This is a genomic window from Pararhizobium sp. LjRoot255 (assembly GCF_964252905.1).
Classification (GTDB): Bacteria; Pseudomonadota; Alphaproteobacteria; order Rhizobiales; family Rhizobiaceae; genus Pararhizobium.
Genome location: NZ_CAXUPQ020000001.1, coordinates 36369 through 48496, shown reverse-complemented (window position 1 = coordinate 48496; position 12128 = coordinate 36369). Strand labels below are relative to the sequence as shown.

Sequence of the window (12128 nt, the reverse complement as noted above, 5' to 3'; positions counted from 1 at the left end):
AGAACAAATGTTGAACATCTCCAGGTTACGCCGTAAACTGCCGAGTCTCAAGACGAAAGGGAAGGGAACGTGACGCCGGAAGATTTCGAAGCACGGCCGCTGACGCCGGATCGCTGGGATGATTTTGCGACGCTTTTCGGACCACAGGGCGCCCGCTATGGTTGCTGGTGCACCTATTTTCGGGTTTCCGCGAAAGAGCGCCAGGCAATGAACGCGGATGCCAAGCGCATGTTCATGCACGATCGCGTGGCTGAAGGGCCGCCGCCTGGCCTTCTCGGCTATCGCGGTGGGCAGGCGATCGCCTGGGTGCAGGTCGGCCCCCGCGCGGACCTGCCGCAATGGAACTCGCCGAAAACGGTATCGAGGCCGCTTTTGCCCGGGGACGCGACGGATCCCGCAGTCTGGGCTGTCAGTTGTTTCTACATGCCGCGCCCTCAGCGCGGGAAGGGGTTGAGCCACAGAATGCTGTCGGAAGCCATCGCCTTTGCCAGGAACAACGCTGCGCGTGTTCTCGAGGCCTGCCCGATCGACAGGACCAAACAGTCGAAATCGATCGGCCTTTATGTCGGTTCGACCCGCATTTTCGAGGCCGCCGGCTTTGCAGAGGTGGCCAAACGCAAGGATGGGCGCCCGCTGATGCGTCTGGAGCTACGCTGATGGAAACGACGCGGACGCTAGCGGGAAATATGGGCGCGGACGATCCGCGCCACGTCCGTCCAGTCGCCCGCTTTGGCGATGCCTTCCCCGGGGTCGGGCGCCAACCGCCGGAAATCAGCATTGACCATCAGATTGACGAGAAGGCAGTCTGGAGCGTGTTCGCGAACGGAATGAAGGTTATGCGAGATATCGTCGATGAAAGCGAAGGGAAGCTTGCGCCCGGCATGCAGCCGTTTGACGATGGGACCTTTCGCTTCTTCGCTGGAAACCAGCGGATAGCCGAGACTGAAACGGTCGAGCAGGGCGCGGCGAACGACGGCATGGCGAGGCGGCATGGCGGTGAGGAAAACGATGTCCGCCTCTTCAGCGAGTTCGGCCAGCGTCTCGACCGCGAGCGCCGCCGGCGTCTGCCATTCCTCCTGTCGCGTGAAAAATTCCTCCTGCAGCGCGGAGACCAGATCGTCGGCGACCGCCTCGCCGTTCTCGAGCAACACGATGTTGCCATGCAGGCGGAACGATCGCGGCAAGAGGTCACGGCCGGACGCGCGCAGGAAATTGCGGAACGGCGTCAGGAATTCGAGCACCACCTCGTCGATATCGCAGACGATCAGCGGCCGGTTCGTCAGCCGGACATGGTCGAGGTCGAGCAATTCGGCCATTGTCAGAAATCTCCGGGCGGACCGGACAGAACCATGTGCGCGCGCACGACGTCTTCGGGCGGCGTGCCGGTCGCCGCACAGAAGGAAAGCAGCGTTGGTTCGTGGCCCATCAGGAAATCGACAACGCCGGCCAAAAAGCCGGGATCGGCCGCGGCATGGCGCAAGGAGGATGGATCGGTACCCGTCAATGCCAGGAAACGTCCAAGCAGTTCCGGCTCGTTTGCCAGCCATGCGAGGATGGCGATCGATGTTTCTTCCGCGGGGGTCAAAGGCGTCTGTCCTTTGTTTCTTTCAGGTGATTTTTTCACCGAATATTACCTGTTTTTCAACCAAATAGCTTTAGCGTCAGGTTTCCGGGAACAGGTGAAATCATCCGCGCGCAACTTATCTGGATGCGCCGGGCTTGCAAGCCGGAACCGCAAAACAAGGGATCGAAATGCCCAAGCAGGTGATGATTGTTGAAGACAACGAGCTGAATATGAAGCTCTTTCGTGACCTGATCGAAGCGTCGGGTTACACGACTATCCAGACCCGCAACGGTATGGAAGCCCTTGATCTTGCGAGAAAACATCGCCCGGACCTGATTTTGATGGACATCCAGCTTCCAGAGGTTTCCGGGCTCGAGGTGACCAAGTGGCTGAAGGAAGATGACGAATTGCATGTGATTCCGGTCATCGCCGTCACCGCCTTTGCCATGAAGGGCGACGAGGAACGGATCAGGCAGGGAGGCTGCGAGGCCTATGTCTCCAAGCCGATCTCGGTGCCGAAGTTCATTGAAACGATCAAGACTTATCTGGGTGACGCCTGACGCGGCGCCGAACGGTTATCAATAGGCGCTTTGAACGAGAGATTTGCGTTTGATGCAACATCAAGCGCTCATTGGCAGGAAAGATTGCATGACCGCGCGTATTCTTGTCGTCGATGACATACCGGCCAACGTCAAGCTGCTTGAGGCGCGGCTCGTGGCCGAGTATTTCGACGTACTGACGGCCGCCGACGGGTATCAGGCGCTGGCAATCTGCGACAAGCAGCCGGTTGATCTGATCCTGCTCGACATCATGATGCCCGGCATCGACGGTTTCGAAGTTTGCGCGCGCCTGAAGGCGAATTCTCGCACGGCCCATATCCCCGTCGTCATGGTTACGGCGCTCGACCAGCCATCCGACCGGGTGCGCGGCCTGAAGGCCGGCGCCGATGATTTCCTCACCAAGCCGGTCAACGACCTGCAGCTGATGTCGCGCGTCAAGAGCCTCGTGCGGTTGAAGAACGTCAGCGACGAACTGCGTCTGCGCGCTGAGACGGCCCATAGTGTCGGTCTGTCGGACCTTGCCTCCCTCGATCGTCCTGACGAATTCGGCAATGTTCTGCTGGTCGATGGCCGCGGCAGCTCGCAGGAGCGGCTTGTCCGTGCGCTGAAGCCGGTGGCCCAGGTGACGGCGATGTCCGATCCGCAGGCGGCGCTTTTCGAGGCGGCCGAAAACGGCTTCGATCTTGTTATCGTCAATTCGAATTTCGACAACTACGATCCCTTGCGGCTCTGCTCGCAGCTGCGCTCGCTGGAACGCACGCGGTATATTCCGCTCCTGCTGATTGCCGAGCAGGGGCATGAGGACATGGTCGTGCGCGCGCTCGATCTCGGCGTCACCGACTATCTGATGCGCCCGGTGGATCCCAACGAGCTCGTTGCCCGCAGTCTGACGCAGATTCGCCGCAAGCACTGCAACGACCGGCTCCGGGCGAGCGTCAAACAGACGATCGAGCTTGCGGTCACCGATGGGCTGACCGGGCTGCACAATCGCCGTTATCTGGATAGTCATCTGAAGCTGCTGGTCGATCGTGCCATTGCTCGCGGCCGGCCCCTGTCGATCTGCATCACCGATATCGACCGGTTCAAGAGCGTCAACGATACCTATGGACATGACGCCGGCGACGAGGTGCTGCGCGAATTCGCACACCGGGTTCGCTCGACAGTGCGCGGTGCCGATCTCGCCTGCCGGTTTGGCGGCGAGGAATTCGTCCTGGTCATGCCCGATACGCCCGCCGATGCGGCCGCGGCGATCGCCGAGCGTCTGCGTACAATCGTCGAAGACAGGCCTTTTTCTCTTCGCAATACAGATACAATTCTGCCGATAACTGCGTCTCTTGGAATAGCCACGCTCAATCCGGGAGGCGACACACCGGAGGCATTGTTGAAGCGCGCCGATACTGCGCTCTACCAGGCCAAGAACAACGGCAGAAACCAGGTCGTTGCCGCGGCGGCCTGAGCCGAACTCGCACAAAATTTCCGCATATGGCGCAGTTTTCCACAGAAAAACTGATTTAGTCCGCCCGGTTTATCTAGTTAAGCGTCAAACGCGTCGCTACCGCATGCTGCATGTCATGATTGCTGTCCAAAATCATGAACTGTCGGGGCGGAGCGCATCGATGAATTGTCTGTTTCTAAATTAAAATAATGTATTCAGCGTATTACGGCGATAGAAATCGATGCCGTATTTTTTCCATGTTGCTAATCGCTCATTTTATGAAAATATCATAGTACTTTTGCAAGGCCGTTATCTGGGGGCAGGTACAGTTCGAAATATGCGCGAGTCGTCTATAAGGCATTGGTGAAATTAACCATGTCAGCGCTCTCGCTTGGGCTTTGGTTAAGAATTCATTGATTTTTTTTTAATTCCGGTCAATTGTCATTGGTAAGGGATAAATTCCCGTCGATTACCCCATGATGTCAGGTCCGCCGCATCTCCTGGGTCGTGGGGTTTGTCGGCTGATCTGTAACCAATGCGGTTCCTCGTGCCGCGGTTTCGATCAGTCGACGCCCATTGAAACGCCGTCCCTTTCCGGGACGGCGTTTTGATTCACAGCAGCGACAGACGAGGCGGGATAGAGTCACCAGACCGACTCACTCTTTCCGGCACAAAAAAAGCGCCAGGCTTTTCAGCCGGCGCCTTTGCATTCCCGAGGGAAACCGATCTTACTTGATCTTGGTTTCCTTGAATTCGACGTGCTTGCGTACGACCGGGTCGTATTTCGTGAAGGACATCTTGTCCGTCTTCGTGCGGCTGTTCTTCGAGGTCACGTAGAAGAAACCCGTGTCGGCCGTCGACAGCAGCTTGATCTTGATTTTTGCAGCTTTCGCCATGGTCGTCCTGCCTTTATAAAAAACAAAGCCGCGGACATCCAAGGCGGGTCCCGGCAAACTTGGCGCGAAACTACAAATCGCGCCCGAAAAGTCAAGTCCGTTTTGGGTTGAAAACGATCCTGATCACGGAAAGTACCACATAAAGCGCGAAGAAGGCGGCGATCGACCAGGCAAAGCCGTCGTTGCCGGTAATGTCCATGGCGGCTCCAATGGCCTGCGGGCCAGCCACCGTGCCGACCGCATAGGAGAAGATGAAGGCGGCATTGGCGGCCGCGAGGTCGGCGCCATGCAGGCGCGAGCCGAGGTGGCTCAGGCCCACCGTATAAAGGCCCGAGACGCTGCCGCCCCAGAACAGGAGCACGACCGCCATCAGCCACCAGTTGCCCTGCAGCAGCGGCAGACACAGCGCTCCGGCCAAGCCAACGACAGTCATCATAGCCAGAAGGTTGCGGCGGTCCTTCATGCGGTCCGAGAGCATGCCAAGCGGGATCTGGAAAATCACGTTGCCGATGCCCATGACGGTCAGAAGCAGCGCTGCCTGTGATTCGGTGAAGCCGGTGCGTGTTCCGTAGATTGGAAACAGCGACAGGCCACCTGATTCGACGGCACCGAAAATGAAGACCGCGGCCGTCGCGGTCGGCACCAGGAAGACATAGCGCATAAAATGCAGCTCGGGCTTCTCATCAAGGACCGGGCTTTCGTTGCGGGCAAGAAAGATCGGTATGGCCGAAAGCAGAATCACGCCGGCACCGAAGGCAAAGGGCAGGATGCCCTCACTGCCAAGGATGGAGAAGAGCAGGGGGCCGGCGGCAAATCCCAGGGACAGGATGGTACCGTAGATGCCGAGCACCAAACCGCGGCGGCTGGGTGGCGCCGTGGCGTTGATCCAGAATTCCGACAGGACGAACAACACGGTGATGGCGCCGTGAAAAACGACGCGCAGGGGAAACCAGAGCCAGAAGTTTTCGATGTAGTAAAAGCCGAGCGCGCTGATTGCCGCAAACAGGATGGCGAGCAGCATCGTGTTGGCGACACCGTAGTTGTGGGCGGTCTTTGCCGTGACGGCGGCCGCCGCCATCGAGGCAAGCCCGGCCATCGCCGAGTTCAGGCCGATGAGTGTCGAGGAGATGCCGCGCTTTTCCATGATGATGCTGAGCAGCGGCAGGCCGAGGCCGATCGCGATCCCCACCGCCGTGATGGAGGCGATCGCGGCGATCAGCGATGGCCAGTGTATCTCCTCAACCGGCGCTAGCGTGCCGGACGGCGGCTGTGACATGCAATGAAATTCCTTAGAGAAGGTCTCGGACGAATCGTCCATGACGTGTGTGGTAGAACGGCACCGGCCTTCCAAAGGGCAGAGAGGCATCGGATTCGAGGCTCGCCCTCAAATCGCCGAGGATGATTTCGGTGATGTCGGGCATGTGCACGGCCGAAACATCGTTCACATCAATCCATCTCAAATCTTCGAGCTCCCGGCTGTCGCGGATATCCGTGGGTTCCACGCCTGCCTCGTCCGTAAAAACGGCGAAGAAGTGGGTGTCGAACCGGCGCGGAAATCCCGGAGGGGTAATCGCCCGTGCCATATAGCGCAAGTTTGTGAGATCGGGAAGGAAAGGTAACGTTGTGTTTCCGCTGTATTTGCGGCCAATGGCGATGCTCGCCTCTTCGTGGAGTTCGCGAAGGGCTGCAAGGGCGATGGCGCGCAATCGATTTTCGCTTGCACGCTGCACATAGGCTGCTTTCAGCCGTTCGATTACGGCAGGATGGATATCTCCGGACCAGGGGAGTCTATAATCCGACGCATCTCTGCGGCCGCCCGGAAAAACATGAAGGTCCGGCATGAAGACATGCGCCTTGTGGCGTTTGCCGACGAGCACGCGCACCTGAGCCCGCGAACGATCGAGCAGCATGATCGACGCGGCATCGCGCGGCCGCGGTGAACGAGGTCTCTGCGTGGTGGAGAGCAGGCCATCGGCCAGCCCGTCGCCGCTGCCCGTCACGCAGTACGGTCCGTGACAGGCAGAACGTCTTCCGGCTTATCCTCATGACCGCCGAAGCCGTGCATGCGCAGCGCCCATTGCAGGCCAACGACACCACCCTTGACAGGCTGCATCAGGCCGAGAGAGCCGAGGATCGTGATCGGCACCCAGATGGCCAGGTGCCCCCAGTTGGACAGCGGCAGGATCATTTCCGTCATCATGAATCCGCCGAGAACGATATGGCCCATGATCGTCACGACGATGTAGGGCGGAAAGTCGTCGGCGCGATGCTCGTCGAGTTGCTCACCGCAGGCTTCGCAGGCATGTACGGCCTTCAGGAACCGGCCGAAAAGCTTGCCGCTGCCGCAGGCCGGGCAGGTGTTCAGAAGTCCGCGCTTGATCGATCGGCCCGCGGGACGCTCGGCCTCGCGTGTCTGTTCAAAGCGGACTGTTTCCGGAGTGCTGCGAGCTGCCTGCATGTCCATATCCTCAATCTGCGGACGTGGGGCCTTGCCGTCACGTCCTCTATCGCCTGCCGCGCGATGGTCGCGTTCCCGGCATTGTGCGGGCGCCGCTGCGATCCCGGCGACCGGATTTGTGAAAGGAGCGCGTCGCCGTCGGCATCTTGCGCCCTTCGCTGAGCATTTCGAAGCGGAGCGCGCCGGCAAGCGGCACGGCTTCCACCAATTTGACGCGGACCGGATCACCGAGGCGGTAGCCGAGCCCGGTTTTTTCACCGGAAAGAGCCTGATGCGCCTCGTCATAGATAAAATAGTCGCGTCCCAGCGTAGATATAGGCACGAAACCGTCCGCGCCATAGGCCGGAAGGGTGACAAATAGTCCCGATTTGGTCACGCCTGATACGCGACCATCGAATTCCTCGTTGACGCGGCCGCTCAGATAATGCGCGATCAGCCGGTCGACCGTGTCGCGCTCGGCCGCCATCGCGCGGCGCTCGAAGGTCGAAATCTCCGCTGCGATATCGTTGAGTGCCGCTTCCTCGGCCGGCGTGATGCCGCCTTCGCCGAGCCCGAGCGTACCGACCAGCGCGCGATGCACGATCAGGTCCGCGTAACGGCGGATAGGCGAGGTGAAATGCGCGTATTTCATCAGGTTGAGGCCGAAATGGCCGATATTTTCGGGGCTGTAGATCGCCTGGCTCTGGGAGCGCAGCACCATCTCGTTGACCATGGTCTCGTAAGGCTGGCCCTCAGCCTTCGACAGGATGCCGTTGAAGTGGTTTGAGCGCAGGTTGCCACCCTTGACCAGGGAGAGGTCGAGGGTAGCCAGAAACGCGCGCAGGCTTTCCTGTTTGGCGAGCGACGGCGCGTCGTGGACGCGGTAGACCAGTGGCTGGCGCTTGATCTCCAGCGTCTCGGCGGCGGCCACATTTGCCTGGATCATCATCTCCTCGATCAGCTTGTGCGCATCAAGGCGATCCGGCACGAAAACCCGGTCGACCGTGCCGTCCGGCTTCAGGATGATCTTGCGCTCGGGCATGTTGAGCTCGAGTGGCTGGCGGCGGTCGCGGCCGCGCGTGAGGATCCGGTAGGCATCCCAGAGCGGCTTCAGGATCGGCTCGAGCAGCGGCCCGGTCTGATCGTCCGGCGTGCCGTCGATGGCCGCCTGAGCTTGGCTGTAGGAGAGCTTGGCCGCACTCTTCATCATGATGCGGTGGAAGGTGTGGCCGGCCTTGCGGCCTTCCTTCGAAAAACGCATGCGCACGGCAAGCGCCGGCCGGTCGACGCCCTGTTTCAGCGAGCAGAGCTCGTTGGATATGCGTTCCGGCAGCATGGGCACGACGCGATCAGGGAAATAGACGGAGTTGCCACGTTTCAGGGCTTCCTGGTCGAGCGCCGATTTCGGCCGCACATACCAGGAGACGTCGGCGATAGCGACGGTAACGATCACGCCGCCCGGATTTTCGGGCGAAGGATCGGGCTCGGCATGTACCGCGTCGTCATGGTCTTTGGCGTCGGCCGGATCGATGGTGATCAGGGGCAGCGAGCGCCAGTCCTCCCGGTGCGACATGGTGGCGGGACCGGCCGCTTCGGCTTCGCGGACAACGCCGTCGGGGAAAATATAGGGAATACCGTGAGCGTGGATTGCGATCATCGAGATCGCCTTTTCCGTGGCGACCGAGCCGATGATCGATTTCACCTGCGCGCGCGGCAGCCCGAAACGGCCGATACGGGCGATTTCCACCTCGACGAGATCGCCATCCTGCGCCTGTCCCTCATGACCGGCATCGACCTGCAGTTCATCGCCGCGCTTCTCGATCGGCATGATGCGACCGCCGCCGCCGTCAGACGCACGGAAGACGCCGAGTGCGGCGTTGCCGCTGCGTTTCCTGTCGAGAACCTTGACGATGCGTGCCGTGTAGGCTGGCCCGGCGCGGTCCTTGGACGGGAAAATCTTTGCGAGCACGCGATCGCCAAGCCCACCGACCGGCGTCTTGCCCTTGGCCTTGCCCACGGTGGATTGGCGAATAGCGACTGCCGGCGCGACGCCCGCATCCTCCGGCCATTCGGCCGGGCGGCCGATCAGTTCGCCGTCCTTGTCGCGAGTGGTGATATCGAGCACGGTGACCGGGGGCAGGGCGCCGGGACGCACCAGCGACTTGCGCTTCTTTTCGAGCATTCCCTCTTCTTCAAGCTCGCGAAGAAGCGCCTTGAGTTCGACGCGCGTTTCACCCTTCAGGCCGAAAGCCTTGGAAATCTCGCGCTTCGACGCCTTGTCCGGATTGTCGGTGATGAAGCGCATCAGCACGTCGCGCGGCGGCACGGCACCGTGAATGATCACGGTGTCTTCCGCAGGAGCAGGCATTTGTCTGCCCGCGCGGCCGAGCCGGACTGCGGGTTTGCCGGGCCGTTCGGGGCGATCGCGCGGTGTCCTGGTCACGTTCAGCCCTTCTTGGCTTTTGCTGCCGTCTTCGGCTTGGCGGCCGCCTTGGGTTTGGCTGCGGCTTTCGGCTTTGCCGTTTTTGCGGCGGTGCCCTCAGTCTTTGCGGCCTTCGGCTTTGCCGTTTTTGTCGTCTTCGCCTTGGTTGTCTTGATGCCGCCCTTGGCGATGCGCTCGGCAATCAGGAGAAGTGCTTCCGCGAGCGTCACCGACGCCGGGTCCTTGCCCTTTGGCAGCGTCGCATTGACCTTGCCCCAGTTGACGTAAGGACCGTATTTGCCGTCGCGCACGGTGATGGCCCCGCCATCCGGATGGTCGCCGATCTCCTTCAGAGCCGCCGCCGCAGTCCGCCCGCGGCCGCCGGGACCCTTCGACTGTTTGTCGGCGAGCACGGAGACGGCTCGGTTGAGACCGATCGAGAAGACGTCCTCGATCGAATCGACATTCGCATAGGTGCCCTCATGCAGGATGAACGGTCCGTAGCGGCCGAGGCCGGAGGAGATCATCTTGCCGGTTTCCGGATGGGCACCGATGTCGCGCGGCAAGGAGAGAAGCGCCAGCGCCTTCTCGTGATCGACGGTGGCCGGTGTCCAGCCCTTGGGCAGGCTCGAACGCTTGGCCTCCTTGCCATCGCCGCGCTGGACATAAGGCCCGAAACGGCCGGAGCGCAGGGTGATTTCCTCGCCGGTATGAGGGTCCTTACCGAGCGACTGCGGTTCGTTCGATACGGAAGCCTCGTCGCCGCCATTGCTGTCGGAGGAGAGCTGACGGGTGAAATTGCATTCCGGATAGTTCGAGCAGCCGACGAAGGCACCGTATTTGCCGAGCTTCAGCGACAGCTTGCCGGTGCCGCAGACCTGGCAGATGCGCGGATCGCTGCCATCCTCGCGCTTCGGGAAGACCAGCGGCGCCAGTTCTTCGTTCAAGGCATCGAGAACGTTGGTGACACGAAGTTCCTTGGTGTCCTCGATTTGGGCGAAGAAGTCCTTCCAGAAATCGCGAAGAACATCCTTCCAGTTGAGCTCACCGGCGGAAATCTGGTCGAGCTTTTCTTCCAGCGATGCCGTGAAATCATATTCGACGTAGCGCGAGAAGAAGCTTTCGAGAAAGGCCGTCACCAGGCGGCCCTTGGCTTCCGGGATCAGCTTGCGCTTGTCGATCGTCACATATTCGCGATCCCGCAATGTGGCGAGCGTCGCGGCGTAGGTGGAGGGACGGCCGATGCCGAGCTCTTCCATCTTCTTGATCAGCGTTGCTTCCGAATAACGCGGTGGCGGCTCGGTGAAGTGTTGGCTCGAATTGATCTTCTGCTTGGCGAGGTTTTCACGCGCATTGATTTCGGGGAGACGGCCATCCTCGTCGCCGTCATCGCTCTGTTCGCCGTCTTCCTTGGCGTCGGTGTAGGCTGCAATAAAGCCGTCGAAGCGGATGACGGAGCCGACGGCCCTGAGTCCTGCCTTCTGGCCGTTGTTGTCAGCGAGGATCTCGACCGTGGTGCGCTCGATCTCGGCCGATGCCATCTGGCTGGCGATGCCGCGTTTCCAGATCAGATCGTAGAGACGCAACTGGTCGGCATCGAGGAAACGCTTCACCTGGTCGGGTGTGCGGTCGAAGTCGGTGGGACGCACGGCCTCGTGCGCTTCCTGGGCGTTCTTCGCCTTGGTCGAGTAGAGCCTTGCCTTTTCCGGCACGTAACGGCTGCCGAACTGGCTGCCGATCGCGCTGCGGGCCGCATCGATCGCTTCTGCCGCCATCTGCACACCGTCGGTACGCATATAGGTGATCAGGCCTACGGTCTCTCCGCCGAGATCGACACCTTCATAGAGCTTCTGCGCCACCTGCATGGTGCGGGACGCGGAAAAGCCGAGCTTGGAGGAGGCCGCCTGCTGCAAGGTCGAGGTGGTGAAGGGCGGCGACGGATTGCGCTTGACCGGCTTTGCCTCGATGCTTTCGACGACGTAGGCCGCACCTTCGAGCAGGGCCTTCAGCTTGCCGGCGTCTTCGCCATTGGTGACGGAACGGGGCTGCAGGCGCTTGCCTTCGGCCGATACCAGCCGTGCCTCGAATTCATCGCCGCGCGGCGTCTTCAGGAGCGCCGAAAGGTTCCAGTATTCCTCAGAAACGAAGCGCTCTATTTCGGATTCCCGGTCGCAGACGAGGCGCAGAGCGACGGACTGGACGCGGCCGGCCGAACGGGCACCCGGCAGCTTGCGCCAGAGAACCGGCGATAGGTTGAAGCCGACGAGATAGTCGAGTGCGCGGCGGGCGAGATACGCGTCGACCAGCGGCACGTCGATATCGCGCGGATTGGCCATGGCATCGAGCACGGCCTTCTTGGTGATGGCGTTGAAGACAACGCGACTGACCGGCTTGTCGCCGATCAGCTTCTTCTTTTTCAGAAGGTCGAGCACGTGCCAGGAAATCGCTTCTCCCTCGCGATCCGGGTCGGTTGCAAGGATGAGGCCGTCCGAGGACTTCAGGGCATCACCGATGTCCTTGACCCGCTTGGCAGATGCACTGTCGACTTCCCACAGCATGGCGAAATCGTCATCCGGCAGGACGGAGCCGTCCTTGGCCGGCAAGTCGCGAACGTGGCCAAACGACGCGAGCACCTTGTAACCAGGCCCGAGATACTTGTTGATGGTCTTCGCCTTTGCAGGCGATTCCACGACGACAACATTCATGGTCATGTTCTTAGAGCAACCGTTCAAAGCTGTGCCATGCCGGGAAGAGGCGGCACATTGGGAATATCGAAGCCCCGACATGGACAGGGATTCGTCTGCGGTCAAGTGC

Annotated in this window: 11 protein-coding genes; 3 read left to right on the top strand and 8 right to left on the bottom strand. The window is 60.7% G+C overall.

What is annotated here, in order from left to right; translation table 11 throughout:
* The first annotated feature begins 69 nt into the window (after positions 1-69).
* Positions 70-657 (top strand): GNAT family N-acetyltransferase, encoded by a 588-nt coding sequence (locus tag ACSQ2W_RS00265; protein WP_436084444.1) that lies wholly within the window; start codon positions 70-72, stop codon positions 655-657.
* Between the two features lie 17 nt (positions 658-674).
* Here ACSQ2W_RS00265 and ACSQ2W_RS00260 read toward each other — a convergent pair whose 3' ends face one another.
* Both ACSQ2W_RS00260 and ACSQ2W_RS00255 read right to left on the bottom strand, forming a co-directional pair.
* Entirely contained in the window at positions 675-1316 is a 642-nt protein-coding gene (locus tag ACSQ2W_RS00260) for a hypothetical protein (protein WP_436084443.1), read from the bottom strand.
* A 2-nt stretch (positions 1317-1318) separates the two neighbouring features.
* On the bottom strand, positions 1319-1585 hold the full coding sequence (locus tag ACSQ2W_RS00255; protein WP_436084442.1) for a DUF3572 domain-containing protein: 267 nt from the start codon (positions 1583-1585) through the stop codon (positions 1319-1321).
* A gap of 167 nt (positions 1586-1752) precedes the next feature.
* On the opposite strand from ACSQ2W_RS00255, the gene ACSQ2W_RS00250 reads away from it, so the two are divergent.
* Positions 1753-2124: a response regulator gene (locus ACSQ2W_RS00250; protein ID WP_003547430.1), complete on the top strand. Its 372-nt coding sequence runs from the start codon at positions 1753-1755 to the stop codon at positions 2122-2124.
* An 88-nt stretch (positions 2125-2212) separates the two neighbouring features.
* Positions 2213-3580: a PleD family two-component system response regulator gene (locus ACSQ2W_RS00245; protein WP_436084441.1), complete on the top strand. Its 1368-nt coding sequence runs from the start codon at positions 2213-2215 to the stop codon at positions 3578-3580.
* 707 nt (positions 3581-4287) lie between these two features.
* On the opposite strand, the gene rpmG is transcribed toward ACSQ2W_RS00245, so the two are convergent.
* From rpmG to topA, 6 genes are all read right to left on the bottom strand, one after another.
* A complete protein-coding gene (gene rpmG / locus ACSQ2W_RS00240) occupies positions 4288-4455 on the bottom strand; it encodes a 50S ribosomal protein L33 (RefSeq protein WP_018325943.1) in 168 nt (55 codons plus the stop codon).
* 91 nt (positions 4456-4546) lie between these two features.
* A complete protein-coding gene (locus ACSQ2W_RS00235) occupies positions 4547-5731 on the bottom strand; it encodes an MFS transporter (RefSeq protein WP_436084440.1) in 1185 nt (394 codons plus the stop codon).
* A gap of 13 nt (positions 5732-5744) precedes the next feature.
* Positions 5745-6365 carry an NUDIX hydrolase gene (locus ACSQ2W_RS00230; RefSeq protein WP_436084439.1) on the bottom strand — a complete coding sequence of 207 codons (621 nt, stop codon included), beginning with the start codon at positions 6363-6365 and terminating at the stop codon, positions 5745-5747.
* 86 nt (positions 6366-6451) lie between these two features.
* Complete coding sequence (locus ACSQ2W_RS00225; protein ID WP_436084438.1) at positions 6452-6913, bottom strand: DUF983 domain-containing protein; 462 nt, start codon at positions 6911-6913, stop codon at positions 6452-6454.
* 46 nt (positions 6914-6959) lie between these two features.
* Complete coding sequence (rnr, locus tag ACSQ2W_RS00220; protein WP_436084437.1) at positions 6960-9335, bottom strand: ribonuclease R; 2376 nt, start codon at positions 9333-9335, stop codon at positions 6960-6962.
* Between the two features lie 2 nt (positions 9336-9337).
* Positions 9338-12019, bottom strand: coding sequence for a type I DNA topoisomerase (gene topA, locus ACSQ2W_RS00215; RefSeq protein ID WP_436087628.1), 2682 nt, complete (start codon positions 12017-12019; stop codon positions 9338-9340).
* Positions 12020-12128 lie beyond the last annotated feature (109 nt).

What these genes read in the sequence shown, in the direction of transcription:
- ACSQ2W_RS00225 (WP_436084438.1), bottom strand. Translation starts at nt 6,913, where the DNA reads ATGCAGGCAGCTCGCAGCACTCCGGAAACAGTCCGCTTTGAACAGACA.
- ACSQ2W_RS00230 (WP_436084439.1), bottom strand. Translation starts at nt 6,365, where the DNA reads ATGCTGCTCGATCGTTCGCGGGCTCAGGTGCGCGTGCTCGTCGGCAAA.
- ACSQ2W_RS00235 (WP_436084440.1), bottom strand. Translation starts at nt 5,731, where the DNA reads ATGTCACAGCCGCCGTCCGGCACGCTAGCGCCGGTTGAGGAGATACAC.
- ACSQ2W_RS00260 (WP_436084443.1), bottom strand. Translation starts at nt 1,316, where the DNA reads ATGGCCGAATTGCTCGACCTCGACCATGTCCGGCTGACGAACCGGCCG.
- ACSQ2W_RS00245 (WP_436084441.1), top strand. Translation starts at nt 2,213, where the DNA reads ATGACCGCGCGTATTCTTGTCGTCGATGACATACCGGCCAACGTCAAG.
- rpmG (WP_018325943.1), bottom strand. Translation starts at nt 4,455, where the DNA reads ATGGCGAAAGCTGCAAAAATCAAGATCAAGCTGCTGTCGACGGCCGAC.
- topA (WP_436087628.1), bottom strand. Translation starts at nt 12,019, where the DNA reads ATGAATGTTGTCGTCGTGGAATCGCCTGCAAAGGCGAAGACCATCAAC.
- ACSQ2W_RS00250 (WP_003547430.1), top strand. Translation starts at nt 1,753, where the DNA reads ATGCCCAAGCAGGTGATGATTGTTGAAGACAACGAGCTGAATATGAAG.